The 25,811-nt window shown below is 72.7% G+C and carries 20 protein-coding genes; 15 read left to right on the top strand and 5 right to left on the bottom strand.

The genetic code is table 11. The features are described from left to right. The first annotated feature begins 201 nt into the window (after positions 1–201). The gene (locus BLQ73_RS14115) at positions 202–1,785 is read left to right on the top strand and encodes an ABC transporter substrate-binding protein (RefSeq protein ID WP_176955441.1); all 1,584 of its coding nucleotides are present in this window, start codon (positions 202–204) and stop codon (positions 1,783–1,785) included. A 109-nt stretch (positions 1,786–1,894) separates the two neighbouring features. On the opposite strand, the gene BLQ73_RS14120 is transcribed toward BLQ73_RS14115, so the two are convergent. The 3 genes from BLQ73_RS14120 to BLQ73_RS14130 form a co-directional block, all read right to left on the bottom strand. Next, entirely contained in the window at positions 1,895–2,140 is a 246-nt protein-coding gene (locus BLQ73_RS14120) for a hypothetical protein (protein WP_093170890.1), read from the bottom strand. 109 nt (positions 2,141–2,249) lie between these two features. After that, positions 2,250–3,491: an MFS transporter gene (locus tag BLQ73_RS14125; RefSeq protein WP_245691072.1), complete on the bottom strand. Its 1,242-nt coding sequence runs from the start codon at positions 3,489–3,491 to the stop codon at positions 2,250–2,252. A 93-nt stretch (positions 3,492–3,584) separates the two neighbouring features. Continuing rightward, positions 3,585–4,847, bottom strand: coding sequence for an MFS transporter (locus BLQ73_RS14130; RefSeq protein ID WP_218125847.1), 1,263 nt, complete (start codon positions 4,845–4,847; stop codon positions 3,585–3,587). Between the two features lie 488 nt (positions 4,848–5,335). On the opposite strand from BLQ73_RS14130, the gene BLQ73_RS14135 reads away from it, so the two are divergent. The 8 genes from BLQ73_RS14135 (at position 5,336) to BLQ73_RS14170 (ending at position 15,136) form a co-directional block, all read left to right on the top strand. Then, positions 5,336–6,148: a hypothetical protein gene (locus tag BLQ73_RS14135; protein WP_093170891.1), complete on the top strand. Its 813-nt coding sequence runs from the start codon at positions 5,336–5,338 to the stop codon at positions 6,146–6,148. After that, a complete protein-coding gene (locus BLQ73_RS14140; RefSeq protein WP_218125848.1) occupies positions 6,145–7,539 on the top strand; it encodes a CocE/NonD family hydrolase in 1,395 nt (464 codons plus the stop codon). The genes BLQ73_RS14135 and BLQ73_RS14140 overlap by 4 nt, the downstream gene beginning before the upstream one ends. Then, entirely contained in the window at positions 7,536–8,939 is a 1,404-nt protein-coding gene (locus BLQ73_RS14145) for a YcaO-like family protein (protein WP_218125849.1), read from the top strand. The genes BLQ73_RS14140 and BLQ73_RS14145 overlap by 4 nt, the downstream gene beginning before the upstream one ends. A gap of 8 nt (positions 8,940–8,947) precedes the next feature. Further along, the gene (locus BLQ73_RS14150) at positions 8,948–10,339 is read left to right on the top strand and encodes a YcaO-like family protein (RefSeq protein WP_093170892.1); all 1,392 of its coding nucleotides are present in this window, start codon (positions 8,948–8,950) and stop codon (positions 10,337–10,339) included. Positions 10,340–10,453: 114 nt separating this feature from the next. Then, positions 10,454–11,431, top strand: a complete 978-nt coding sequence (locus tag BLQ73_RS14155) for an ABC transporter substrate-binding protein (RefSeq protein WP_218125850.1) — start codon at positions 10,454–10,456, stop codon at positions 11,429–11,431. A gap of 7 nt (positions 11,432–11,438) precedes the next feature. After that, positions 11,439–12,644: a FecCD family ABC transporter permease gene (locus tag BLQ73_RS14160; RefSeq protein WP_093170893.1), complete on the top strand. Its 1,206-nt coding sequence runs from the start codon at positions 11,439–11,441 to the stop codon at positions 12,642–12,644. Then, positions 12,641–13,435, top strand: a complete 795-nt coding sequence (locus BLQ73_RS14165; protein WP_245691073.1) for an ABC transporter ATP-binding protein — start codon at positions 12,641–12,643, stop codon at positions 13,433–13,435. Before BLQ73_RS14160 ends, BLQ73_RS14165 begins: the two co-directional genes overlap by 4 nt. A 255-nt stretch (positions 13,436–13,690) precedes the next feature. Further along, complete coding sequence (locus BLQ73_RS14170; protein ID WP_218125851.1) at positions 13,691–15,136, top strand: amidohydrolase family protein; 1,446 nt, start codon at positions 13,691–13,693, stop codon at positions 15,134–15,136. A 37-nt stretch (positions 15,137–15,173) separates the two neighbouring features. On the opposite strand, the gene BLQ73_RS14175 is transcribed toward BLQ73_RS14170, so the two are convergent. Beyond that, entirely contained in the window at positions 15,174–16,022 is an 849-nt protein-coding gene (locus BLQ73_RS14175; RefSeq protein WP_093170894.1) for a MurR/RpiR family transcriptional regulator, read from the bottom strand. 57 nt (positions 16,023–16,079) lie between these two features. Here BLQ73_RS14175 and BLQ73_RS14180 point away from each other — a divergent pair, with 57 nt between their 5' ends. The 3 genes from BLQ73_RS14180 (at position 16,080) to BLQ73_RS14190 (ending at position 17,736) form a co-directional block, all read left to right on the top strand. Next, entirely contained in the window at positions 16,080–16,970 is an 891-nt protein-coding gene (locus BLQ73_RS14180) for a DMT family transporter (protein ID WP_245691074.1), read from the top strand. A 236-nt stretch (positions 16,971–17,206) separates the two neighbouring features. Then, on the top strand, positions 17,207–17,401 hold the full coding sequence (locus tag BLQ73_RS14185) for a 50S ribosomal protein L29 (protein ID WP_143020256.1): 195 nt from the start codon (positions 17,207–17,209) through the stop codon (positions 17,399–17,401). Next, on the top strand, positions 17,398–17,736 hold the full coding sequence (locus tag BLQ73_RS14190) for an ArsR/SmtB family transcription factor (protein WP_093170896.1): 339 nt from the start codon (positions 17,398–17,400) through the stop codon (positions 17,734–17,736). Before BLQ73_RS14185 ends, BLQ73_RS14190 begins: the two co-directional genes overlap by 4 nt. A gap of 28 nt (positions 17,737–17,764) precedes the next feature. Here BLQ73_RS14190 and BLQ73_RS34620 read toward each other — a convergent pair whose 3' ends face one another. Beyond that, positions 17,765–19,921, bottom strand: a complete 2,157-nt coding sequence (locus BLQ73_RS34620; RefSeq protein WP_275936288.1) for a SulP family inorganic anion transporter — start codon at positions 19,919–19,921, stop codon at positions 17,765–17,767. Between the two features lie 1,633 nt (positions 19,922–21,554). Between BLQ73_RS34620 and BLQ73_RS14200 the strand changes: the two genes are divergently transcribed. The 3 genes from BLQ73_RS14200 to BLQ73_RS14210 all read left to right on the top strand — a co-directional run bounded on the left by BLQ73_RS14200 (position 21,555) and on the right by BLQ73_RS14210 (position 25,728). Then, on the top strand, positions 21,555–23,138 hold the full coding sequence (locus tag BLQ73_RS14200; protein WP_093170897.1) for a bifunctional 3-(3-hydroxy-phenyl)propionate/3-hydroxycinnamic acid hydroxylase: 1,584 nt from the start codon (positions 21,555–21,557) through the stop codon (positions 23,136–23,138). Positions 23,139–23,209: 71 nt separating this feature from the next. Beyond that, entirely contained in the window at positions 23,210–24,943 is a 1,734-nt protein-coding gene (locus BLQ73_RS14205; RefSeq protein ID WP_176955442.1) for an acetate--CoA ligase, read from the top strand. Beyond that, entirely contained in the window at positions 24,940–25,728 is a 789-nt protein-coding gene (locus tag BLQ73_RS14210; RefSeq protein ID WP_093170899.1) for an alpha/beta fold hydrolase, read from the top strand. Before BLQ73_RS14205 ends, BLQ73_RS14210 begins: the two co-directional genes overlap by 4 nt. Positions 25,729–25,811 lie beyond the last annotated feature (83 nt).

Below are 25,811 nucleotides of genomic sequence, written 5' to 3' on the forward strand. Positions count from 1 at the left end.
CGTACCGCACCGGGGGAGGACGGGGCGCCTTGCCCGACCAGCCACAGGTCGGGCAAGGTGTGCCCCGATCGGCGGGCTGATCGGGCTGGACTATGCCTCAAAGGCATGAGACAACGAGCTTGTTGGTATTGGACAGCATTTTTGCAGGTCGGGAAGAATGCAGGGAATCGTTTAGGTCTCCGGAACACCAGGAGCCCCCTTATGCCAACCCCCCTCAAGCGCCGCGGGTCCGCTGTCGCGCTGCTCGCCGCGGCCCTCACGGCGGTGGCCGCGTGCGGCGGCGGCGGTGGCGCCGGCGCGAAGCCGACGGCCGCCCGCGTGCTCAACGTGGCGACGACTGCGAGTGTGACGACCTGGGATCCGGTGAAGTCGTTTTCCAGTGAGATTTTCTATATGGCCAACGTGTACGAACCGCTGCTCTGGAAGAATCCGCCGGGGTCGGCCGAGCCGTTCCGGCCGGCGTTGGCCGAGAGCTGGGAGTCCAGCGCGGACAAGAAGACCTGGACGTTCAAGCTGCGGCGGGATGTAACGTTCCACGACGGCGAGAAGTTCAACGCCGCCGCCGCGAAGGCGTCGGTGGAGGCATCGCAGGAGCGCGCCGGGGCGTCGTTCATCTGGGCCCCTGTGAAGTCCATGGAGACGCCGGACGAGCACACCCTCGTCTTCACGTTGAAGTACGCCGCCCCGATGGACCTCATCGCCTCGTCGATGCACGGCGCGTACATGGTCAGCCCGAAGGCGCTGGCCGCGGTCGAGAGCGACGACAAGCACTTCGAGAACGGCACCGGCGACGGCGGCTCCGGCCCCTACAAGGTGGCGGAGTACCAGTCGGGCAAGCAGGTGGTGCTGCGCGGTTTCGACGGTTACTGGGGGCAGAAGGGCGCCTTCCCCACGGTCGTCGCGCACATCACTCCCGAGGCGGTCACCCAGCAGCAGATGCTGCAGGGCGGCCAGGTCGACATCGCGACGGCGGTGCCGCTGGAGAACATCGGCCAGCTCAAGGCCGATCCCAACCTGGACGTGCAGGACTGCGCCACGGCGAGCAATCACCTGGCCTTCTTCAACACCGCGCGTAAACCGCTCGACAATCCGAAGGTGCGTCAGGCGCTCTCGCATGCCGTGCCGTACGACGACATCATCAAGGTCGGGGGCGAGGGCTTCGGATCCAAGGCGTACGGCCCGGTGCCGCAGGGCGTCTTCCCCGGCAGCACCGACGTGCCGACCTACCCCTACGATCTGGCGAAGGCCAGGGCGCTGCTGGACGAGGCCGGGGTGAGCGGGCTCAAGCTCAAGTTGACGTACGCGGCGGAGAACCAGGCGCAGAAGCGGTTCGCGCCTCTTATCAAGGACTCCTTCTCCAAGGTCGGCGTCGAGGTCGAGATCAGCCCGCTGCTCTGGAACCAGCAGTGGGAGCTCGGCAAGGGCGACCCGGCCAAGGCGCAGGACATCTTCCTGGTCCTCTACTGGCCGACCTACAGCGACGCGGGTGCGGACAACCTGTTCTCGCTGTTCCACTCCAGCGATGAGCCGTTCTTCAACCTGAGCTACTGGAAGAACAAGGAGTTCGACGCTCTCCTGGCGAAGGCGGGCACCTTCACCGCCACCGACCCGGACAAGGCCAAGGCGATCTACACCGAGGCGATGGAACTCCTTGTCGACCAGGCTCCGGGCGCCTTCCTTTACGATGTGCGCGCTCCGCTGGTCGGGGTGAAGAGCATCAAGGGGTTGACGTGCCACCCCGATTACGCGTTCAACCTCTTCTTCGACCAGTTGGCAGCCCGCTGACGGGTCTCCGGTAAGAGCCGGCGCTGTGAACATGGCGAGGGGGCCGCGGATCGCGGCCCCCTCTGCGCACGCCACCGCTGACGAAGCGCGCTCCCCTAGCAGGGGATGTTCATAGGACGTCGAGCGACGGGAGGGTGAGGTTGGGGTACGGCACGAGCATGTTGGGGGGCGGCACGAGCGGGGCACTGGGAAGGCTGAAGCCGGAGGCCCCGGTCGTCCCGCCCAGGATGGGCGGGAGCGGCACGGGGTTGGGGGCGGCCATGGCGGCCGGGGCGACCGTGCCGCTGATCGCGGCGGCGAGGAACACGACGGTGGTGAGACGTTTGGCGATGCGCATGGACAGTCCGCCCTTCATCGAAGTTACTCCCACCAGGCACGATAGCTACATGAAACTAGATAACTACCTAAAGTGATAGCGAAGGGTGCGCCGCTCGGCATCCCAGTGAGCGGAGCGGCGGACGCGGTCAGCGTTGGGCGGGCACCTCGTCGGGCGCGGGCCGGGGGGACGCGGGGCGGGCGAGGTGGCGGCCGAAAGGGCGCCAGGCGAAGACGGTGAAGACGGCCATGGCGGCGGCGGACATCCAGAACGGGCCGGTGAGGCCGGTCCAGCCGGCGATGGGGCCGCCGATGAGGGCGCCGAGGGCGTTGCCGCCGAAGACGAACGTGAGGTAGACGCTCTGGACTCGGCCGCGCAGCCTCTCGGGGACGGCGCGCTGGCGCATGGTGGTGGTGACGGCGCCGAGGACGGCGCCGTGGACGCCGAAGGCGAACATGACGGGGCCGGCGACCCAGACGGTGGTGGCGAGGGCCAGGCCGACGTGGGTGAGCGTCTCGATGACGAGCCCGATGCGCAGGAGCAGGGAGTCGGAGAAGCGCGCTTGGAGCCGGGGGGCGAGCAACGCGCCGATCAGCCCGCCGGCGGCGGTGACGGTGAGGAAGGCGCCGTAGCCGTACTCGTTGAGGCCGAGCCGTTCCCGGCTGTAGAGCACGAGGATGGACAGGCCGGACATGAGCGTGATGTTCATGAGGAGCAGCGAGACCGCGATCAGGCGGATCGTACGGTGGCCCCACAGCCAGCGGATCCCCTCGGCCATGTCGGCGCGGACGGAGCGGCGTTCGGCGGGGGGCGGGGGCGCCTGCCGTACGCCGCGCATGAGGAGCACGAGGCCGGCGGCGAGCACGAAGGTGGCGGCGTTGACGGCGAACGGCAGCGCCGCGGCGAGCACGAACAAGGCGGCGCCCGAGGGCGGGGCGGCGAACCGCTGAACGGTGACGAGGGCGGTCTGCATGCGCGCGTTGGCGCGGGGCAGGTCCTGGTCCTTCACGACGGCGGGGATGAGGGTGGCGGAGGCGTTGTCGCCGAGGGTTTCGCAGGTGCCGAGGAGGAAGTTGGCGGCGTAGATGACCGGGATGGTGGCGGCGTCCTGCCAGACGGCGACGGCCACACCGCCGATGATCAGGGCGCGGAGGGTGTTCACGACGACGATCAGTGTGCGGCGGTCGAGCCGGTCCACGTAGACGCCGCTGATGAGGGAGAACAGGAGCCAGGGGAGCTGCTGGACGAACATCGCCATACCCACCAGCACCGGGTCGGTGGTGATGGAGGCGATCAGGAGGGGCGCGGCGGCGGTGGCGATGCCGTCGCCGATGTTGGAGACGGTGGACGCGGCCCAGAGTTTGGTGAAGTTCCTGCCGAGTCCCGCCACGCCTGCTCTCCTGTCTGGAGTGATCGCACGAGTATGCCGTGCGACCCTACCCTGAGCACTTCGTGCGTTCACCCGACCTCACCCCGGTGACGCTCAGGGCGGGGGAGTGAGGGTTCCTCGGCGGAGGGCGAGGAGCCAGAGGGCGCCGGGGAGGGCCATGAGGGTGCCGAGGGCGGGCAGCAGGAGGGCCGGGCCGAGAGTGTCGAGGAGGGCGCCGGAGACGAGGGCGGACACGCCCATGCTCGCGGTGGCGACGGCGCTCCACAGGGACACCACTCGGCCGCGGACCGCGTTGGGGGCGCCGTCGAGGAGGGCGGACATCGAGGTCGGGCCGTACACGACGTCGGCGGCGGCGGCGCACGCCCACAGGGCCAGGGCCGCGCCCACGCCGGAGGGCAGGCCGAGCGCGGCGGTGAAGACGCCTTCCCCGACGCACGACCAGCCGAGGACGACCAGTTTGGCGTGGGACGAGAGCCGTTTGAGGCGGCGCGCGGCCAGGAGGAGTACGGCGGCGCCGGTGATGCCCTGGGCGGCGTAGAACCAGCCGACTCCGCCCTCGCCCAGGCCGTGGACCTGGGTGGCGAGGTAGGTCATGGCGGTGATGGAGCCGCCGAGGCCGAGGCAGAAGACGGCCTCCAGCAGGAGCAGGGCGCTCACGACGCGGTTGCCGCGCGCGGCGGCGAGGCCCTCGCGGAAGGCCGCCCATCCGCGCGCGGCGTCGGGGGAGGTGTCCCCCCGGCGGGCGCCGCGGCGCACCTTGGCGGTGAAGTACAGCGAGAGCAGGAACGACAGCGCGTTGACGGCGAAGGCCCAGCGCCAGCCGATCAGGGCCACGGCGGCGGCGCCGGCCAGGCCGCCGACGGCCTGGAACAGCAGTCCGTTGACCTGTACGGCGGCGGAGTAGAGCACGTATTCCTGCGGTTGGACCAGCGAGGGCATCCACGCGCCCCGGGCGGCCTGGAACACGAATCCCGCCGCGGCCGAGGCGAAGGTCAGGGGGTAGACCAGCCAGATGGCGGCGGGGCTGTCGGCGAGTAGGAAGGCCAGGGCGAGCACGGCCATGACGGCGTCGCCGATCAGCATGACGGCGCGGCGGTCGACCCGGTCGGCCAGGACGCCGCCCCAGGTGCCGAAGACGATGCCGGGCAGGTAGCGCACGGCCAGTGAGGCGCCGGCGGCGAGCGCGGTGCCGGTGTGCTCGTAGAGCATGGCGAACACCGAGACCGAGGTGAACCAGCCGCCACAGGCGCTGATGAGGTTGCCCCACCACAGCAGCCGGAAGTCCCGGTTGCGGGCCATCAGGTCGAGCAGGCCGTCGGCCACGGGGGTGGGCGGGCGGCTCTTGAGGTCGTCCACGGCGCTTTACGTTAACCACAAACGAAAGTGAAAACCATCCCCAAATTCTTATTGACAATGATTATCGTTTCTTCATAGGTTCTGGGACTGATCGCCCCGCCATCCCCGGCGGGGCCGGGATCGGAGGGTGACGCATGCTCGTCCATCGGCGACCGCTGGGCCCGGTGCGCCAGGTCCCGGGCCCGGTGGCTCTGACCGCGGCGCTCTCGCTTCTCGCGGCCGGTCCGGTTCGGACGGACACCGCCCATCCAGCCGAAGGAGGTGAATCTCGATGAAGGTGAAGAAGCTCAAGGTTTCGCAGGTCCGCGCGAGTCTCCACTCGCACAACCACGCGACCGTCGCCCGCACCGCCGTCGCCTGGCGCTGAGCGCCGGACGACCTGCCGGGTTGAACCGCTGGTGACCTGAGGTCACCGCCCGGGTGGGGGCGCGCTCCAATCGCGCCCCCGCCCGGGACTGGCACGGTAACGCAGAAAGGATGGAAACACGATGGATGCCCTGGTCGGCGGGACCTCGTTCGTGCCGACGGCGGACGGCTGGCTCGTGCACACCCCGCAGGGAGACTTCCTCACCGTCGAACTGGACCGCGAGCATTCCGGCCCACTGGACGCGCTGCTGTCCGCCGAGGGGGAGGCCGGCGCCGAGCTGGTCGCGGCGCTCACCGAGGAGGGCGTGCTGGCGGCCCCGGCTCCCGCCGTTCCCGAGGGCGACCTGCTCGTGTACGGCGACGGCCCGCTGCTCGACGTGCTCCCGCCCCTGCTCGCCGGCCTCGGCCTGCCGGTGCGCGCCCCGGCCCGCTCCACCGACCTCTCCGCCCGCGACCTCTCCGCGGGCGACCTCGCGGAGCCGAGCGGCGTCGCCGCTCTGGTGGTGGTCACCGCGTGCCTGCGCGACACGCGCCTGCTGGAGATCGACGGGCTCTGCCGTACGCGCGGCCTGCCGTGGCACCTGGGATACGCGGAGGGCCGCCGCTGGTACACCGGCCCGTTCCACACCTCGCCCGGCACCGCCTCCTACCGGGACCTGCGGCTGCGGCGGCTCGCCGCCTCGCCGTGGCCCCGCGAGCTCGCCGCCCACTGGGCTTGGCTGGACCGGGGCGGCGTCCCGCACCCGGACCCCGCCGCGCCGATCGGCGCCCACCTGGCCGCCGCGTTCATCGCCGCCGACCTGCGCGCCCACCTCCACGGGGAGACTCCGTACGGCGTCGGCCTGCAGATCGGGGCCGACCCCGTGACCGGGGAGATCCGGCGCCACCCGGTCCTGCCCGTCCCGACCGACCTGCTGATGGCGTCGGCGCCGTGATCAGCGTCGACGTGCCGATCCCCGCCGCAGACGGCGGCCCCCTGCCGGCCGACGTGTTCCTCCCCGCGCGCCTGCCGGCGCCGGTCGTCGTCGTGCGCACGCCGTACGGCACGCCGCCCCTCTGGCCGGAGGCCGCGGTGCTCGCGGAGGCGGGCGCGGCGGTCGTCCTGCAGGACCTGCGCGGCCGCTACCGCTCCCCGGGCGAGTTCGTCCCCGGCGCGGACGAGAGCCGCGACGGCCGCGCCGCCCTCGACTGGATCGCGGCCCGGGACTGGTCCGACGGCACCGCCCTGCTGTACGGCACGGCCTACGAGGCGTACGCCGCATGGTGCGCCGCCGACCACCCGTCCGTGCGCGGCGTCGTGAGCAGGCAGCCGTGGCCCGGCGGCCCGCCCGCCATGGACGACGAGCTGTGGTGGCGCACCGAGCTCGGCACGGGCCGCCACCTGCGGCCCGGCCTCTACGACCTCGCCCTCGCCCGCGACCCCGACCTGCGCGGCGTCCTGGCCGATCCCGCGAGCTGGCCGGTCGCGCCGGGCCCCTGGCCTCCCACCCCCAGCACGTGGAAGGCGCAGGCCCGCCGTGCCCTGACCCGGGTGCGCGGGGCGCACGTGCCGAGCCTCCACCTGGGGAGCTGGTACTGCGGTTCGGCGACCACCACCCTGCGGCAGGCCGCGCTCGCCCGCGACGCCACGGTCGTCATGGGCGGGTGGGCCTCGCCGCTGACCCACCGGCTGAGCCCCGAGTGCGCCATCGAGGTGCCCGACGGCGACGACCCCCGCGACCTGGCGCTGTCCTTCCTGGCCGCCCTCGCCGCCAAGCAGGACCCGCGAAAGGCCGTCGGGGACCGCCTGCTGACCCTCGGGGCGGGACGGTGGGACGACACCAGCCCGCTGCCGCCGCCCGCTCCGGCCCTCGACCCGGCGCCGCTCCGGCCGGCCACCGCCCGCAGCACGCTGCGCCACGACCCCGCCGACCCCTACCCGTCGCTGCCGCACTCGGCCGACCTGTCGGTGATCGGCGGACGCGACGACGTCGTACGGCTGGCGGCGCACCCGCCGGTCCGCTGGTACGGCGCGGCGCGGCTGCGCTGCCGCGTCACCGCCGACGCGCCGGTGGAGCTGGTGGCCACGGTGGTCCACGAGCGGCCCGGCGGCGCGCGCGTACGGCTCTGCGACGGGACCGCGCCGATCTCCGCGGGCACCCAGGACGCCACCGTGCGCCTGGCGCCCGTCGCCGTGGACCTGCCCGAGGGGCACGTGCTGCACGTGGAGCTGACCGCGGGCCGCCACCCCCGCCACCGCGCGCCCGGCCGGGCGCTCACCCTCACCGTCGAGCTCGACCCCGGCACGGCCCTGCTGGTGCCGCGACCGCGGAAGGAGTCACCGTGAGCGTCGCCGTGAGTCCGCTGGTGGACGAGCGCACCGGGCTGATCACCCGCGTCGACCGGGCCGAGCCGCCGCCCTGGTGGCCCGACGGGCTCGCCGTCTACTCCACCTCGGTGGGGGCGGTCTCCCGCCACCTGCCGTGGCCCGCCGACCGGGTCTCCACCGGAACCGCGTTCAATGACCCGGAGCGCGCCAGGATCGGGGCGATCGGCGAGGCCGTCGAACGGTACTGCGGCAACTTCATCCCCGCCGGGCTGCGCCGCTCGTCCTACGCGGACCTCGTCCGGGCGGGGGAACGGGCCGTCGACCCCGCCTCCCTCGCGCTCTACTCGGCGGCGCAGTACGCCGAACCGGGATGCCCCTTCACCCGGTTCACACCGGACCTGCCGGTGCTGTGGAGCCGCGGCGTGACGCTCGGCCGCGACGAGTCCGAGATCTGGGTGCCGTCCTCCCTCGCCTACATCAACTACGCCCAGCCGCCGCGCGAGGCCGAACCGCTCACCAACTTCGTCATGCTCGCCGGCATCGCCGCAGGGCCCGACCTGCGGGCCTCCCGGGCCGCCGCGCTGGAGGAGGTCATCGAACGCGACGCGACGGTGATCTGGTGGGCCAACCGCCTGCCCGCCGCGCCGGTCGGACTCGACGACCCGCGGCTGGCCCACCTGCTGCGCCCCGCGCCCGACCTCGGGGAGGGGTGGGGGCACGCCGTCGGCGGCGGGGACGACCTGAGCTACCGGGTCGTCGCCCTCCCCACGGTCTTCGACGTGGCGGTGATCGGCGTCCTGCTGCGCGACCCCGTGCTCGACCTGTCGGTGTTCGGGGTGGCCGCCCGCCCCGACCCGGCCGCCGCCGTCGCCAAGGCCCTCGCCGAGGCGGTCACCCTGCGCGTGTACGCCCTCGGGCTGCTCGAACCCGGCGGCGCCATCTGGCGGGCGGTGGCCGACGGCGACCTCGACCCCGGCCTGTTCCACCCCCACCGCGCCGACCGCGCCTACGCCTCCTCCTACCGCGCCGACTTCCGCGACGTGGTCGACCTGGCGTGCCACAGCCAGATCTGGCTGGACCCGGCGATGGGCGGACACCTGGCCCCGATCACCGCCGAGGGGCCGCCCGTCGCGCTGGACCGCCTGCCCGCCGTCACGGGCGACGTCTACCACGCCTACCTCGACCGCCTGGCCGCCGCAGGGTTGGCGGCCCACGCCGTGGACCTCACCACCCCTGACGTCGCCGCCGCCGGCCTGCGCGTCAGCCGGGTCGTCGTCCCCGGGGCCTACTCCAACGCGCCCGCCGCCTTCCCGCTCCTCGGCGGCACCCGCCTGTACGACGACCCGGTACGGCTCGGCCTGCGCGCCGAGCCCCTCGCCGAAGCCGACGTCAACTTCGTCCCCCTGCCGCACACGTGAGAGCCGCCATGCCGCCGCCCGTCCCGCCCTCCCCCTCGCCCTCCGTCCCGCCGTCCGCCGTGCCGCCTCCGGCCCTGCCGCCGTCCGTCCTCCCGGCACCCGCCGTGCCGCCGCCCGCCACCGCCCCCGACGAACGCACCGGGCTCGTGACCCGGCTGCTGGAACGGCGGAGCCACGGCGTCCTGCACACCGCGACAGCCGTACTCGCCGACACGGGAGCCTTCGCGCACCCGCAGGGCAACCCCACCGTGGGCGGAGCCTCGTTCAGCGACCCGGCGCGGGCCCGGGCCCGCGCGCTGGGCGAGGCCGCGGAGAGATACGCCGGGCACCTCGTCGCCGGCGGGCGGCTGCGCCGTACGAGCTGGGAGCGGCTCGTCGGCGGCGGAGCCGACGCCGTGGACCCGGCGGCGCTCGCCCTGTACGGCTCCGCCCAGCACAAGCGTCCGGGGTTCCCGTTCGCCGGGCTGCGCCGTACGGACGTCGTGGACTGGGTCGCCGGGCGCGACGGGGACGGGCGGGCCGTCTGGGTGCCCGCGTCGCTGGTATGGCTCGCACCAGGGGAGCACGCCGCCGTGCGCGGCCGTCCCGCACACCTGCCCGTCGCCGCGGGGATCGCGGCGGGCCCGTCGCTGCGGGCCGCGCGTGAGGCGGCGCTCGCGGAGGTGGTGGAACGGCACGCGCTGGCGACCGCGTGGTACGGCGGCGGCGTGTTCCCGCGGCTGCCCGACCCTCCGCTGCCCCGCCCCCGCGACGTGGAGCTGAGCCTGCACGCGGTCCCGAACATGCTGCGCGCTCCCGTGGTGCTGTGCCTCGCGCAACGCGCCGACGGGCTCCTCGGGGTCGGCTGCTCGCTGGCCGCGGGCGCCGCGGCCTCGGCCCGCAAAGCGGCGGCCGAGGCACTGCAGTCGCTGGACGCCGTGGACGAGATCGTCGGCGGAATCCCCGAGTGGGAGCGGCCGCACGGCGCTCTCGCGCCGCACCGCGCGGACCGCCGCTACGCCGACTTCTACGCCGCCGACCTCAGCGACGCGACCGACCTGGTGTGCACCCTGCAGCTCTTGGCCGACCCGCGTGTCGCCGACGCCGTGCGCGCCCGGATCCTCCGCCCGGAAGGCGGCACCGGCTCCGCCGCGGACCTGGCTCCGTGGCACGCGCCGGACAGCGCGTGGCTCCGGGACCGGGAGCCGGGCCGCGCCCTCGCACGGCGCGGCCTGCGGCCGGTCTCCGTCGACCTCACCACCCCCGACCTGGCGGCCGTCGGGCTCGCGGTCGCCCGGGTGGTGGTGCCCGGGCTGCGCTCCACCGGGCCCGCCGCCTTCCCCTTCCTCGGCGACGGCGCAGACCCCCTGCCCTCCCTCCCGCCCGACCCCTTCGACGGACTGCCGGTGCCCCATGCCTGAACCGCCCCCTGGGACCTGGACCGCCCCGGCCCCAAGGCCTGCCGCCGCCGCGGCGGCGGAGCACATCGACACCCCCGCGGGCAGCGCGGGAAGCACGAAGGAGAACCACGCCCGATGACCGCACGGATGCCAGTCGCCGCAGGGGCGCTCGCCATGGTCCTGCTCGCCGGATGCGGAGGGGGACAGGACACGAGCGCCGCCGAGCCCGGGACGCCACCGGCCGCCTCGGCCTCCGCCGGCGGGCCGGTCCAGGTGGACAACTGCGGAACGACCTATACCTACGGTGCGCCGCCCGAGCGGATCGTCACCTCCAGCACGGTCGCCACCGAGGTCGTGCTCGCGCTGGGGCTGAAGGACCGGATGGCGGGCACCGTCGCCGCCAAGGACATCCTCCCGCAGTACGCCCCCGACCTGGCGGGGGTCAGGGTCGTCGCCGAATCCGCGTTCCCGCCCCCGTCGCGGGAGGTCGTCTACGCGGCGAACCCCGACCTGGTGGTGAGCGGCTACCCCGACGACTACGGCCCCAAGGCCATGGGGGACCGGGCGCGGCTCCAGAAGGACGGCGTCAACACCTACCTGCTGTCGGCGAGCTGCCCCGGCCACACCGCCACCGTCGAGGACACCTACGGCGACCTGCGCCGGCTTGGCAAGGTCTTCGGCGTCGAGGCCAGGGCCGAACAGCTCGCCGCCGCGCTCAAGGCCGAGGTCGACGCGGTCGTCCCGCGCAGCCCCGCCGTGCGGGTGTTCGACTACGCGGGAGGCAAGGAGAAGCCGATGACGACCGGGTCGACCGCGATGTACGGCGACCTGGTCAGGCGGGCCGGCGGCGTGGACATCTTCCCCGAGGTCACCGAGTTCGGCCAGGTCGGTTGGGAGGAGGTCGTCAACCGCGACCCCGAGGTCATCGTCGTGGAGGACCAGGTGTTCGAGCCCGCCGCGAAGTCGATCGCCTGGATGCGCTCCTACGCGCCGATCAAGAACGTGACGGCGGTCAAGGAGAACCGGTTCGTCGTGGTGCCGGTGAACGACCTGCAGCCCGGGCTGCGCAGCGGCCGGGCCCTCAAGGCCCTGGCCGAGGGCTTCGCCAGGTGACTCCCGCGTGAAGGACGCCCGCGTCAAGAACGACGTCACCGCGGAAGACGCCGCCGCCGGTGCCTCAGACGCCGCCGCAGGGACCGCCGGGACCGCCGCGGCGCGGGAGGCGCCGACACCGCGCGGGGGAGCGCCGCGGGCGGGGGCGCCGCGCCCCGGGGCGTGGCGGCTCTCCCTGTCGGGAGCGGTCGGCCTGCTCGCCCTGGCCCTCGGCGTGTCCCTGGTCGCGGCGGTGGGTCTCGGGCCCGTGGCCATCCCGTTCGCCGAGGTCTGGTCCATGATCGCCGACGCGTGGTGGCCGGGCGCGGCCACCGGCCCGCCGACCGGCCCGCTCGCCACCATCGTGCTGGACATCCGCCTGCCCCGCGTGCTGCTGGGCGCCGTCGTCGGCGCCGGGCTGGCGGTCACCGGCGCGGTCATGCAGGGAGTGCTACGCAACCCCCTCGCCGACCCCTATCTGATCGGCGCCAGCTCGGGAGCCTCGCTCGGAGCCGTCCTCGCCCTGCTGTCGGGCGCGGCCGGGGCGGGCTCCTGGGCGGGCTCCTGGTTCGGGGCGCTCTCCCTGCCGCTGTCCGCCTTCGCCGGGGCGATGGCGACGTTTGCCCTGGTCGTGCTCCTGGCCCGCCGAGGCGGGCAGCTCGCCACCACCCGCCTCATCCTCTCCGGGGTGGCGGTGGCGGCCCTCGCCGAGGCCGTCACGAGCTTCATCGTGCTCAGCTCGCCCGAGGCCCAACTCCGTTCGGCCCTGTTCTGGACCCTCGGCGGGCTGTCGGGAACCCAGTGGAGCGACCTGTGGGCGCCCACCGCGGTCGTCCTCGGCGCCGCGGCGTGGTTCTGGACGCGCGCCGGCCTGCTCAACGCGCTCGTCCTCGGCGAGGAGGGGGCCACCAGCCTCGGCGTCGAGGTCAACCGCGTCCGTTGGCGGCTCATCGCCGTCTGCGCGGTCACCGTCGGCGCGGTGGTGTCGGTGAGCGGCGGCATCGGTTTCGTCGCGCTCATGGTGCCGCACGCCGTACGGATGCTCGTGGGCGGCGACAACCGCTGGGTGCTTCCCGTGAGCGCCCTCGGCGGGGCGCTGCTCATGGTGTGGGTGGACGTGGGCGCACGCATGCTCAACCAGCCCGACGAGATCCCCATCGGCGTCATCACCGCGGTGCTCGGTGCGCCGTTCTTCCTGGCCCTCCTCTCCCGCTCCGATCGGAGAACCCTGTGACCGACCCGGCGGCCCTGCGGATCGAGGACGTGCACTGGGCGCCGGGGGGCCGGCCCGTCCTGCGCGGCGTCGGCCTCACCGTCGAGCCGGGCGAGATCGTCGGCCTGCTCGGCCCCAACGGCAGCGGCAAGTCCAGCCTGCTGCGCTGCGTCTACCGCCGGCAGCGGCCCGACCGCGGCACGGTGCGTGTCGACGGGGCCGACGTCTGGGCGGTGCCCGCCCTGCGGGTGGCCCGACGCGTCGCCGCCGTCACCCAGGAGTCCCCGGCCGACCTGGAGAACCACGTCGAGCAGATCGTGGCCCTCGGCCGCACCCCCTACCTGGGGGCCCTCGGCCGCCTGACGGCCCGGGAGCGCGAGCTGATCGGCTCGGCCATGGCGCGCTGCGACATCGCCCACCTGGCGCGCCGCGCCTACGCGAGCCTGTCCGGCGGCGAACGCCGCCGGGTCCAGCTCGCCCGGGCCTTCGTGCAGGAGCCCGGGCTGCTCGTCCTGGACGAGCCCACCAACCACCTCGACCTGCGCCACCAGGTGCAACTCCTCCGGGTGATCGGCGACCTCGGGGTCACGGTGATCGCCGCGCTCCACGACCTGCAACTGGCCGCCGCCGCGTGCGACCGCCTGGTCGTCCTCCACGATGGACGCCTGGTGGCGGAGGGCCCGCCCCGGGAGGTCGTCACCCAGCGCCTGCTGGACGAGGTGTACGGTGTGGCCGCCGACGTCGGCCCCGGTCCCGACGGCCTGCCCCGGGTCGGCCTCCGCCTCCCCGCCAGAAGGACGGCGGCGGGATGACAGCGGGATGACAGCGGGCTCCCTGTTCCCCGCCGTTGCGCCCGTGGCACGGCGTCGAAGCCGATCACGCTGTTCCCGTGGCGGTGCGGCTCAGGGGCGCCGCCCGGGGCGTGCGGGGTAGCCTGGGTGTCACCGGCCGTGTGGGCCAGGTCACTCGACGATCATGAAGGGGCTGGCCGGGGCATCTTCCTCTCGCGGTTATGTTGTGTGCGCACGCAAGAAAATTGAGCGCGTTTCGCAGGAGGGGACGGGGACATGCCAAAGGAAAGGACAGGTCACGGGCTCTCGCGGCGCTCGGTGCTGGCCGGGCTCGGGGGCGCGGCCGGCACGGCGTCGCTCGCGTCGTTCGCGGGTCCCGCCTCGGCGGCCGGCCCGCTCGGCGACGGCCGGCCGGGCGGCGGCGACGTGGTGATCCGCGAGACCTACGTGATGACGATGGACGCCGCCCTCGGAGACCTTGAGCGCGGCGACGTCCTGATCCGCGACGGCGAGATCAGCCGTGTCGGCCGGAACGTGCCGGCCCCGGCGGCCACCGAGATCGACGGGCGGGACATGATCACCATGCCCGGCTTCGTGGACACCCACAACCACCTGTGGCTCACCCAGACGCGCGGCTACTACGCCAACACGCCCGAGACCACCTACTTCGGGGCCAGCGAACGGTTCGGCCGCGCCTTCGAGGCCGCCGACATGGCGATCGGCACCCTCCTCGGCGACTACGAGGCGCTCGCGTCCGGGATCACGACCACCGTCGACTTCAACGACAACGTCCGCGGCCCCGCCTTCGCCGAAGAGCCGCTCCGCGCCCACCGGGAATCCGGCATCCGCGTCCGCTTCCTGTACGGCGCGCACGACGACCTCCCGGAGAACAAGACCGTCGACCTGCACTACCTCGAAACCCTCGCCAAGGCGTGGCCCGACTGGTCGGAGGGCGGGCGGATCACGCTCGGCCTGGGCTGGCGGGGGCCGGGAAGCGGGAGCCCGGCGGCGGTGTCGGTCGCGCGCGACGAGGCGAACGCCGCCCGGCGACTCGGGCTGCCGCTGTCCGTCCACGCCAGCGGGCAGCGCTCGCGGACCCAGCTCGACGGCCTGGTCGGCGGTGGTCTCCTCGGCTCCGACGTGCAGGTCATCCACGCCACCGACGCCACCGGCGCGCAGCTCGCCGCCATCGAGAAGGCACGGGCGAGCATCGCGCTCACACCGGTGACCGAGCAGCGGGTGGGATACGGGCTGACGCGGCTCTCGCTGTACGAGCCCGTCAGTCGGCTGGGCCTCGGCATCGACGGCAACGCCCTGGCGGGCAGCGCCGACATGTTCGGCGTCATGCGCCTGCTCGCCCTGACGGAGACCGGGGCGAGCCGGTCCGAGACCGCGGTGAGGCCGCTCCGGCTGCTGCGGCTCGCGACCGCCGAGGCCGCCCGCGCGATCGGCATGGACTCCTCCATCGGCACCCTCACCCCGGGCAAGCGGGCCGATCTGATCATGATCGACACCCGGGAGGTGAACCTCGGCCGCTTCACCGGCGGCCCGCCGTACGCCCTGGTCGTCTACTCCGCCCAGCCGTCCGACGTGAAGACCGTGATGGTCGGCGGCCGGCTGGTCAAACAGGACGGACGCCTCCTCGACGTCGACCTCCCGCGGCTGCGGGACCGCGCCCGCGCCTCCATGCGCGCCGTGCTCCAGCGCACGGGCGGCGGCTGAGGCCGCCGGTCCGGCGCGGCCGTACGGCGCGCGCCGGTCAGTAGGAGTGGTCGGCCGTGACGTCCGCCGACAGGCGCAGGGTGCGTTCGGCCGCCGCGCCGCGGAGGGCCAGCACGGTCAGCGTCAAGGCGTCGATCATCGCGAGGTGGGCCAGGCGGCTGGCGACGGTTTCGAGGCCGAAGACGAGGTCCTGGCCGCCCGCCACCAGGGTGTGTGTGCTGAGCTCGCTGAGCGGGGAGCGGGCATAGCTTGTGACGGTGACGACGGCCGCGCCCGCCTCGCGGGCGCGGCGGGCGGCATCCACGGTGCTGCGTGTCGCGCCGGTGTGGCTGACGGCCAGGCAGACGGCGGAGGCGGGCAGCGCCGCCGCCGACAGGTGGGCGGTGATCGGGTCGCCCGGGGCGTCGACCGCGAAGCCGAGCGCCCGTAGGCGGTAGGCCGCGTCGAGGGCCACGGCGCCCGACAGCCCCGCGCCGACGACCAGCACGCGGCCGGCCGCGTCGAGGGTCTCGGCCGCGGCACGCAGACGGTCGGCGGGGAGCGTGGCGGTCAGGCCGTCCAGGGCCTCTCGCGCGGCGCGCAGGGTGTCGGCCAGCGCGCGGGCGGCGGGGTCCGGATCGCGGGAGGGGGCGGGCGGGGGAGCCTCCCGGGCGGCGGCGATCTTGACCTCCTGGAAGCCGCGGAACCCCAGGCGCTGACACGCGCGGACGACGGACGACGGCGCGGTCTGGGCGAGCGCGGCCACATCGCTGACGCTGAGGTGGACGAGCTCCGCGCCCTTGTCGAGGATCACCTGGGCGACGCGGGCCTCGGTGTCGCGCAGCTCGGGCAGGCGCACGCGCACGCGGGCCGCCAACCGGCCCCCGTCTCCGGAATATTCTTCCATAGGTCTAGATTACTGTGGAATTCCATTCCCTGAGGAGGTCTCCATGGTGGCCGGGCCTTGCCGACGGCGGTCACACCTGCGGCCATACCGGCGGGCGCTGTGACGGGGGCCGTGTCCGCCGCCGTGCTGACCGCCGCCGTACTGCATGCCGTCTGGAACGGCCTCGCGCACGGGGTGAAGGACAAACTCGCCGTGTTCACCTGGATCAACCTCGCCTGCACCGGGGTCGCCGCCGTGCTGGTCTGCTTCACCCCGGTTCCGGACGCCGGGGCCTGGCCGTACATCGCCGCGTCGGCAGTGCTGCAGGTCGCGTACCAGCTTCTGCTGCTGCGGGCCTACCAGCTCGGGGATTTCGGCCAGATGTATCCGATCGCCCGCGGCACCTCGCCCCTGCTGGTGGCGGTGGTCTCGACGACGGTGCTCGGCCAGTCCCTCCCGGTCGGCGACATGGCGGGCGTGGCGGTCATCAGCCTGGGGCTGGCGGGCCTCGCGCTGGCGGACGGTGTTCCGGGCCGGGCCGCCCTGCCCGCGCTGGCCGCGGCCGTCGGGACCGGGGTGGTGATCGCCGCCTACACGGTGGTCGACGGCACCGGCGTACGGCATGCGGACACGGTCGTCGGCTACATCGCCTGGCTCTTCCTGATCCACGGGCCGGTTCTACCGCTGATCGCCTGGGTTCGGCGGGGGCGGTCCTTCGGCGCCCGGCTCCGGCCCATGTGGGGGCGGGGCCTGACCGGCGGGTGCCTGTCCCTGCTGGCCTACGGGCTGGTGGTGTGGGCGCAGTCCCGCGGCGACCTCGCCGCCGTCGCGGCGCTACGGGAGACCGGCATCGTCATCGCCGCCCTGATCGGCGCCGTCGTGTTCCGCGAGCGGCTCGGCCGCAGACGTGTCACGGCGAGCGCGACCGTCCTTCTGGGCATCGCCGTCCTGGAGTTCGCCGGTCCCTGACCGGCGGCCCCGGCCCGGCAGGCGAGTGGTCGTGCGGTGCGCCGGCGGGCGGCCGGGAAAGCGGTTCGCCGAGCTGCCTGGCGAGTGGTCTGTGGGGTGGTCCGGGGAGTGGTCTGGGAGCGGCCTGGGAATGCCTCTGACGCTACGTACTTCGTGATATCGCGAAAATTGCTGCATTATCAACCTTGCGCCTGGCTCTGGGCGTGGATGGACTTCGACATACGGTGGGTGAGGTCATGAGCGAGTTCGCGGTGGAGCTGCAGGCACGTATCCAGGAGGCCGAGGAGGAGCTGGCGCGCATGCGGCACGCGGGTGACGAGCACGCGGTCCAGGTGCTGTCGGGGCGGCTGGAGAACCTGCTGCGCATCGCCGATCAGCACGGAGTCGACGCGCGCGGAGGCGGCGATGCGAGTGCGGGAGGTCGGCCATGACCAGCCAGGTCCCCCTCTATCAGGTCAAGGCGGAGCTCTTTCGCATGCTCGGCCACCCCATACGCATCCGCATATTGGAACTCCTGTGCGAGGGGCCCCGGCCCGTCCGTGAACTGCTGGCCGAGACGGGCGCCGAGGCGTCCAACCTCTCGCAGCACCTCGCGATGCTGCGCAAGGCGGGGATCGTGACCTCCACGCGTGAGCTCTCCGGGGTCGTCTGCGCGCTGGCGACCCCGGAGGTCGCCGAGATGATGACCGCCGCCCGGCGGCTGCTGACCCGGCGGCTCACCGGCCAGGGTGAGCTGCTCGCCGAGCTGCGCGCGAAGGGCCGCTGACACCGCGGCCCCTCAGGCGCCTCGGCCCTCACCTCACCGGTGCGCCGCCGGAGGAGGAGGGTCCGTATCCGGGGCCCTGCCCGGGGCCCTGCCCGTGGTGCGGTCCGTGGTGCGGTCCGTGGTGCGGTCCGGGCTGCGGGGCGGGGTACTGGCCGGGGTACTGGCCGGGGTGTCCTCCCGGAGGGGAGCCGTGGTGCGGTCCCGGATGCGGGGCCGCCTGTTGGCCTGGGTGGCCTGGGTGGCCGGGATGGCCGGGATGGCCGCGGTGGGGGGCCGGATGCGCTCCGGGGTAGGGGCCGGGCTGCTGTGGGCCGTACTTGGGTGCGGGGCCGTAGGTCCGGGGGTCACCGTACGGCTGAGGCTGTTGGGGCGATTGGTGCATGCTCGGGCCGTACGCGCCCGGAACGCCGTGGCCGTGCGGCACGCCGTACCCGGGGGAGGAGCCGGGATGAACGACGTAGCCCTGCCGCGTCAGGTAGTCGTCGATGGCCGCCTCATTCTGATAGCCGGGCTGAGACTGGTGGCTGGGCTGGGACTGATAATGGGGCTGGGACTGGTAGTGGGGCTGCGGCTGATAGGGCGGTTGAGGCTGACCCGCGGCAGCGGCCTTGCTGTAGTCGGCCAGCCATTCCTGCGCCTCCTCGTCGATGGTCTTGGGGCGCGTGTCGCCCGGAAGCAGCAGGACGACCCGTTCGGCGCCGGACTTCCGCTGCTGCTCGGCCCATTCCTCGACCTGGGCGCGGCACGCCAGGTCGAGGTGGGAGACGCCGATCATGTCGATGTACAGCCTGGGCCTGCCGTTCAGCGCCTCCAAGGTGTCGGTGAGCTTGGGCAGGAGCAGGAACGTCGCGTTGCCGGACATGGTCAGGTATGTGGTGCCGTCGACCTCGCTCTGGTCGATCCGCAGCCGCGACATGCGCAGGGCCGCCATCACCGTCGCGATCGCCAGGCCCGCCAGCACGCCCTCCAGGAGGTTGGTGAAGATGATGGCGCCGAAAGTGACCACCATCACCACGCCCTCGCTGCGGTCCTTGCGCCACATCTTCGCGAACTGACCGGGATCGAAGAGCTTCCACCCGGCGTGGACGAGGACAGCGGCCAGCACCGAGATAGGTACGAAGGCCAGCAGGTCAGGCAGCAGCAGTCCGAATCCCAGTAGCCACACGCCGTGCAGGACACGGGACAGCTTCGTCTTGCCGCCCGCCTGCACGTTGGCGGCGCTGCGGGCGATCACGGCGGTGATGGGCAGTGCTCCGAGCAGACCGCACAGTGAGTTCCCGACGCCCTGGGCCACCAGCTCGGGGTTGTACTTCGTCTTGGATCCGTCGTGCATGCGGTCGACCGCGGCGGCGCTGAACAGGCTCTCCGCCGAGGCGATCACGGCGAAGGTGATGGCCAGCATGATCACCGACGGGTCGGCGAGGCTGCCGAAGTCGCTCAGGCCGGGGATGTGCACGGCCGCGAACAGGTCGCCGACCTTGACGTGGTCGACGTGCACACCGGGCAGGGCCGCGATCAGCGATCCCGCCAGCACCGCGACGAGCGCCGCCGGCACCTTGGAGAGCGGGGCGGGCATCTTCTTCCACACGAAGCACAGCAGCACGGTGAAGGCCCCCAGGCCCACGGCGATCAACGCCTGCCGGTCCGCCATGACCTCGCTCACCAGCTCCGGCAGCCCCGCCGCGTTCTTCATGGCCGACCCGTGCTGCTCGGAGTCGGCGACCGCGTAGAGCTGGCTGAGGATGAGAGGCAGGCCGATGCCCGCGAGCATGCCCTGCACGACGGACAGGGAGATGGCCTGGAACAGGCGCCCCAGGCCGAACAGGCCCAGCGTGATCTGGATGGCCCCCGTCGCGAGCACGACGGGGCCGAGCATCCCCAGGCCGTGCGAATGGATCATCTCCATGACCAGGGTGGCGAGGCCCGCCGCGGGCCCGCTGACCTGCAGGCTGCTGCCCGGCAGCAGGCCGACGATCAGACCTCCGATGATGCCGGAGATGATCCCGAGTTCGACGGGGACCCCCGAGGCCACACCGATGCCGATGCACAGCGGCAGCGCGACGAGGAAGACGACGAGCGAGGCGAGGACGTCGGTACCGACGTGGGCCCCGCTGAACGAGAGCTCCGGCGCGGGTAACGCCGTTGAGGACGGTTTCGCATGACGTGCTCGGCGCGGCTGCACCATGTGTCTGCCCCTCAGTGAGTCGTTGGGAATCCGGCGAACGGCCGGTCGCGGCGCATGCCCGATCGCATGCCGCCGGACAGCCCAGGACCGGATCGGTGACCGCGTGGAAGCGGTGTGCGCGGGCGGGGTCGTGGCCGTGGCGCCGTCGGATCGCTCCGCCGGCGCGCGGGGTCGGCGGCCGGCGGGTGGACACGGGCTGCCGGGGCGGGGCCGGGGTGGGCGGCCGTGTCCGATGATCCTCACTCACCGTAGTGACCGGCGCTTGAGGGGCGGGTGAGCGGACGGCTTAAGGAGGGTTAGAAATCGGCGGGAGCATGCCGCCGCCTTCTCCGAGGTGGGCGAGGGGAGTGCTTTTGGGGGTGTGACCTGCGGTTCTCTCCGCCTTGGCGGACCGGCTTCCTCCGGCACGGGCCGCACGGGCCGCGGGTGCGGTGTTTCCCTGACCAGGGGTGGGCGAGTGTCGTCCCAGGAGCAGGGTAGCGGAAGGCGAGTGGCGGTGCTCATGCCCCCCTGGGACGTCGGTGGCGTTTCCACTGGTCAGCGGCGTGTCGCAAGGGTGAGGGAAGCTGTCGCCACGCCGGGCCGCCGCGGCGGGCGGCGTGAAGGCCGCGTGAGGGCCGCGGCCGGGGCGTCGTTGTCGTCCCGGCCCGGCGGCAGGACCGCGCGGCAGGCCATCACACAGAGCGATGAACTTGTAAAGATGCTGCTTAAGCCACCAATTGCTAATTTACGCAATTTAGTACATCATGATGTGCGGGTGGACTGGGGTCGGAGCGGACATGAGAGAGGAGCCGCCGCTGAGCGTGGCGAGGTATCAGAGGCGGTGGCACGCGGGCACCGCGGCCGACCGATCCCGTGCCGATCTTCGATGGCGGCGGGCCGAACCGCAGGGCGTTCTGCCTGGGACGGCCCGCCGTCTCGTTTGCGGGGTGTTACGCACCCCGATCTGTGCATGTCATCGACATGAAGTGATATGTCGCCCGAGCTTCCCTCGGGCGCCCTTGCCGCCGTGCCCTTGCCGCAGGCGGCCCGTACGGCCAGGGCCCGTACGGCCAGACGGCCCGTGTGGCCAGGGCCCGTACGGCCAGACGGCCCGTGTGGCAGGGCGCAGGCCCTGTGGGCCGCCTCCGGGCTCGCGATGCCCGCAGCCCGGACGCGTCCGCGACCTCTGCGCCGCCGCCGCTCAAAGCAGACGTGAGCGCGGTCCCTTGATGTCGCCGGGGAAGCCGATGCCTTGTTCCGCGTTCTGTGGTCGGCCCTGCGTGAGCCCAGCAGCCGTCAGGCCGTGCCCGTCCAGGACGGGTGTCCGTCTGATCGCCGCGCCATGAGGCTGCGCTCGCGGCCCGCGGGCCGAGCCCGTGGTCGGCCGGCGCGCCGTCGGCGGCATGCGCGCGGGGCCTTCATGCACCTCCGTGTCCCCGGCCGAGAGGTGTTACGCATATCGGTCGCGTGATCGCGGTATGCGTCGCTCTCGCGACCGCGCGCTTCTTGCCTCGTCGACGTCCAGCGGGTTTTCGCCAGTGGGCGAGAACTCGGCGGCAGGGCGCTCCGCAGGGTGCCGCGGCGGAGGGCGACCGGCATTACATCCTGGGCTATTGACATATACACATCACCTAATGTGAGAATGTAATGCGTGGACACAGTTGAGGGTTCGGAGCTCCCGCGCTCCGTCGTAGGTAGCGCAGCGGGTGGCGGATCGGACGCATCTGTTCAAGTCGATGTGGTGGTGGTGGGGCTCGGGCCGGTCGGCTCGGTCCTCGCCGGCCTGCTGGGGCGACGCGGGATCAGGGTCGCGGCCATCGACAAGGATCCTGATGTCTTCGCGCTGCCACGCGCCGCCCACATCGACCATCAGGGCCTGCGCACGTTGCAGGAGTTGGGTCTTCTGGACGACCTGCTGCCCGGGATGCGGAGGAACCCGGGTCTCGATTTCGTGAACTCGGCCCGCCGCATCTTGATGCGGGTGCCGGCGGACCGCCCGAGTCGTTCCGGTCTTCCGACGAGTATGTACTTCTATCAACCGCACTTCGACCGGAGGTTGCGCCGACTCGCGGACGAACTGCCCGACGTGCAGGTGCACCTCGGCACCGAGGCGGTCGCGATCGAGCAGGACGACACGCGTGCCGTCGTCCACGCCCGGGGCCCCGCCGGCGACATCCGCTTCGAGGCGCCCTGGGTGGTGGGATGCGACGGCGCGCGCAGCCCGGTCCGGGAGTGGCTGGGCATCTCGCTCGACGACCTCGACTTCGACGAGCAGTGGCTGGTCGTGGACGTGCGCCTGACCGCACCGGAGACGTCGCTGCCGCCTAACGCGGTGCACGTGTGCGACCCGGGGCGACCTCACACCGTGATCCCGATGCCCGAGCCGCGATACCGCTTCGAGCTCATGCTGCTGCCCGGCGAGACTGCCGAGCAGATGCAGGACACCGACCAGATCCGCCGACTGATCAAGCCGTGGGTCTCCGCCGAGTCCGTGGAGATCGAGCGGAGCGCCGTATACGAGTTCCACGGGCTTTCCGCGCGCGAGTGGAGGCGGGGCCGGTTCTTCATCGCGGGCGACGCCGCCCACCAGATGCCGCCGTTCCTCGGGCAGGGGATGTGTTCGGGCCTGCGGGACGCGGCGAATCTCGCGTGGAAGCTGGACGAGGTCATCCGCGGGCGCGCGCCCGCGGCGATCCTGGACACATACTTCTCCGAGCGCGAGCCGCACGTCCGGAAGATCATCGAAGACGTCGTGGACTTCGGGAAGATCATCTGCACGCTCGACCCCGAGGAGGCCGAGGAGCGCGACCGGAGGATGCTCGCGGGCGAGACGGGTGCGCCGTTCGGCCTTCCCCGGCTGAAGGAGGGGCCGCTCGTGACGGGCGGCGGCGGCGCGCTCGCGATCCAGCCGCCGGGGCGGTCCGGGGAGCGGCTCGACGATGTGGTGGGTCCGCGCTTCCTGGTCGTCGGCCGGGACGAGAACGCCTTCGACTCCAGTGTTAACTGGTGGCGTTCGCGCGGCAGCGTTCTTGTAACGACGCTGGCGGAGATAGGTGAGCACCGGGCAGGCGTCGAGAGCAGCATGGACAGGCTGGGCGTCGACGTCATGGTCGTCCGCCCGGACCGCTACCTCCTCGGTGCGGGCAACCGGTTGGCTCCGATCACGGAGGTCGCCCGGCGTGCGCTCACGGTGATATCGCCGGCCCGTGGTGATGTCGCCGTTCCCAGCGCGTGACGACGGGGCCTGAATACAGCACGATGAAAACGGTCAGAACCATAGATTCCCTGCCATTGGGGGCCGCAACGATGAGGGATCCGATCCCCACCTGTCCGGCGATCCCGGCCGGCGCGATGGTGCCTCCGGAACTGCAGCCCGACTATTTCGACCTGCCCGGGCACCCGGTCGAGTCCGGCCCCGAGCTCGGCGCGGCGCTCACCGACCTCCACGTCGCGGCCGGCCAGGGCGGCGATGTCGCGATCATCCACCACGAGACCGGCCGATCCCTGACCTACGCGGAGCTGGCGAACCTCACCAACCGGGTCGCCAACGCCATGATCGCGCTGGGCGTGGTGCCGGGCGACCGGGTGGCCGTGCGCAGCCCCAACCGGCCGGAGGGGGTGATCGCGGCGATCGGCGCCTGGAAGGCCGGCGCCGCCGTGGTCCCGATCCCCATGCAGGCGAGGCGGGCGGAACTGGAGTTCCTGTTCTCCGACACGACGCCCAAGCTCGTCGCCTCCTGGACCGACGCGGAGTACGCCGACGACGTCCAGGCCGCGATCGCGGCGACCGGGGTGCGATCGACGCTCGCACTCGGCGGAGTGGTGCCGCCGAAGGCCGTCGTCCTGGGCGACGTGCTCGCGTCGGGTTCCGCCCTGCCGCCGTCCAGGCCCTCCTCGCGGGAGCTCCCCGGGCTGGTCTGGCACACCGGCGGCACGACCGGCACCCCGAAGGCGTGCTACCACACCCAGCGCAGGTTCCTGCTCGGCGGGCACTCCATCGGCGCCGCGACCGGGGTCAGGCGGGGGCAGCGGTGGGCCGCGGCGGCCCCCATCGGCCATGCCCTCGGATTCATCTACCACACGATCTTCACGCTGCTGCACGGCGCGACGGTCGTCATGGTGGAGAACTTCACCAAGCCGGACAGGCTCGTTCACGCCCTCGCCGAGCACCGGGTCGACGTCTTCACCGCGATCGCGGCCACGTGGTCCAGCCTCAACGACGTCCTGAACTCCGATCCGCGGCTCACCCTGCCCCACCTGAGGGCCGGATACTCGATGTGGCAGTCCGCCTCGTCCTCCGCCACGCCGGACGCGTGGCTCGAACGGGGTGTACGGCTGCGCAACAACTTCGGCAGCACGGCGTTCGCGACCTGGGTGCTGGTGCCGAAGCCGGGGGCGGAGGTCTCGCCCGCCTCCCTGGGGGCGCCCGCGCCCGGTTACGAGGTGCGGGCGCTCGACCCGGCGGCGTCCGGCCTGTCATGGCTCGGCGCGGGCGAGATCGGGCGCATGGCGGTGCGCGGCCCGACCGGCCTGACCTACTGGAACCGGCCCGACTACCAGGAGCGCGACGTCCGGGACGGCTGGAATCTCGTCGATGACCTGATCTGCTTCGACGCCGACGGCAACGCCGACTATCTCGGCCGGACCGACTTCCTGATCAGTACGGCGGGCTACAAGGTCGCCCCCGGGGAGGTGGAGACGGTGCTCAGCGCGCATCCAGACGTGCGCGAGGTGGCGGTGGTGGGGCTGCCCGACCCGGTGCGCCAGCAGGTGATCGGGGCGTTCGTCGCGCTGCGGGAGAACGTGCCGGCGGCTCAGGAGACGCGCGTGGAACTCCAGCGGTTCGTGCGTGAACGGCTTTCGCCGTACAAGTATCCACGGGTCGTGCATTTCATCGAGGCGCTGCCACGAGATCATGTCGGAAAGGTGCAGTCGCGCCGACTGCTGGACATGGCCGAGACGATCGGCCGGGCACAGGACCAGGCACAGGACCAGGCGCGGGACCAGGTGCGGGACCGGGCCGGAAAGGGCGATTCATGAGTGAGTCGATCAGCCTTGGAACGGTCCGGCGGACCAGCGCCCGGGGCATGGTCTACGGCGACCGCGGCTCGGGGGCACCGATCGTGCTGGTGCACGGATGGTGCCTGAGCGGGCGCATGTGGACCTACCTTGAGGAGGCCCTCGCCGTACGGCACCGCGTGATCAACGTCGACCTGGCGGGTTTCGGGCGCTCGGACCACCTGGCCGGGCCGTACACGCTGGCCCGCTTCGCCGACGACCTCGACGACCTCCTGCGCGAGCTGTCCCTGACCGATGTCACCGTGGTCGGCTTCGCCTTCGGCGCGGCCGTCGCCATGGAACTCGCCGAGCGCGGGCCGGGCGGTGTTGGACGACTCGTGCTCATCGGCGTGCCGAGCGCCGGTCACGCCGCCTATGCGAAGATGCCCGCGGCGATGCGCCGGGACTGGCTGCTGTTCGCGGACCGGTCCGCGGCGGCGATCTGCGGACGGCCGCTCAGCGAGCCGGCCAGGCGCTGGCTGGCCGACATGTTCGCGGCCACGCCGCTGCCGGTGGCGATCGAGACCTGCGCCGAACTCGCGCGGTTCGACCCGCTGGAGCGGCGCGGTGAGGTCCACCAGCCCGCGCTGCTGGTCCACGGCGCCGACGACGCGATCGTGCCCGTGGAGGTGTCTGAGGCCTCGGCACGGCGCATGAAGGGCGCCACCGTGGCCATGGTGCCCGACTCGGGGCATCTTGTGCCCATGGACCAGCCGGCGGCCCTGGCCGAGCTCGTGCTCGACTTCGCCGCGCGAAATCTTCCCTGATTTGCCTTGGCGTTCGGGTCGGGCACTTGACGAGCGCCATAACAAATTTGCATTATGTGTTCCGCAAGTGTTGCATCACGGCG

This window comes from Sinosporangium album (assembly GCF_900100605.1).
Taxonomy (GTDB): domain Bacteria; phylum Actinomycetota; class Actinomycetes; order Streptosporangiales; family Streptosporangiaceae; genus Sinosporangium; species Sinosporangium album.

Coding starts and splice junctions, on each gene's coding strand:
- BLQ73_RS14210 (WP_093170899.1), top strand. CDS start 24,940: ATGAGTGAGTCGATCAGCCTTGGAACGGTCCGGCGGACCAGCGCCCGG.
- BLQ73_RS14115 (WP_176955441.1), top strand. CDS start 202: ATGCCAACCCCCCTCAAGCGCCGCGGGTCCGCTGTCGCGCTGCTCGCC.
- BLQ73_RS14120 (WP_093170890.1), bottom strand. CDS start 2,140: ATGAAGGGCGGACTGTCCATGCGCATCGCCAAACGTCTCACCACCGTC.
- BLQ73_RS14190 (WP_093170896.1), top strand. CDS start 17,398: ATGACCAGCCAGGTCCCCCTCTATCAGGTCAAGGCGGAGCTCTTTCGC.
- BLQ73_RS14175 (WP_093170894.1), bottom strand. CDS start 16,022: ATGGAAGAATATTCCGGAGACGGGGGCCGGTTGGCGGCCCGCGTGCGC.
- BLQ73_RS14135 (WP_093170891.1), top strand. CDS start 5,336: ATGGATGCCCTGGTCGGCGGGACCTCGTTCGTGCCGACGGCGGACGGC.
- BLQ73_RS14170 (WP_218125851.1), top strand. CDS start 13,691: ATGCCAAAGGAAAGGACAGGTCACGGGCTCTCGCGGCGCTCGGTGCTG.
- BLQ73_RS14185 (WP_143020256.1), top strand. CDS start 17,207: ATGAGCGAGTTCGCGGTGGAGCTGCAGGCACGTATCCAGGAGGCCGAG.
- BLQ73_RS14150 (WP_093170892.1), top strand. CDS start 8,948: ATGCCGCCGCCCGTCCCGCCCTCCCCCTCGCCCTCCGTCCCGCCGTCC.
- BLQ73_RS14155 (WP_218125850.1), top strand. CDS start 10,454: ATGACCGCACGGATGCCAGTCGCCGCAGGGGCGCTCGCCATGGTCCTG.
- BLQ73_RS34620 (WP_275936288.1), bottom strand. CDS start 19,921: ATGGTGCAGCCGCGCCGAGCACGTCATGCGAAACCGTCCTCAACGGCG.
- BLQ73_RS14205 (WP_176955442.1), top strand. CDS start 23,210: ATGAGGGATCCGATCCCCACCTGTCCGGCGATCCCGGCCGGCGCGATG.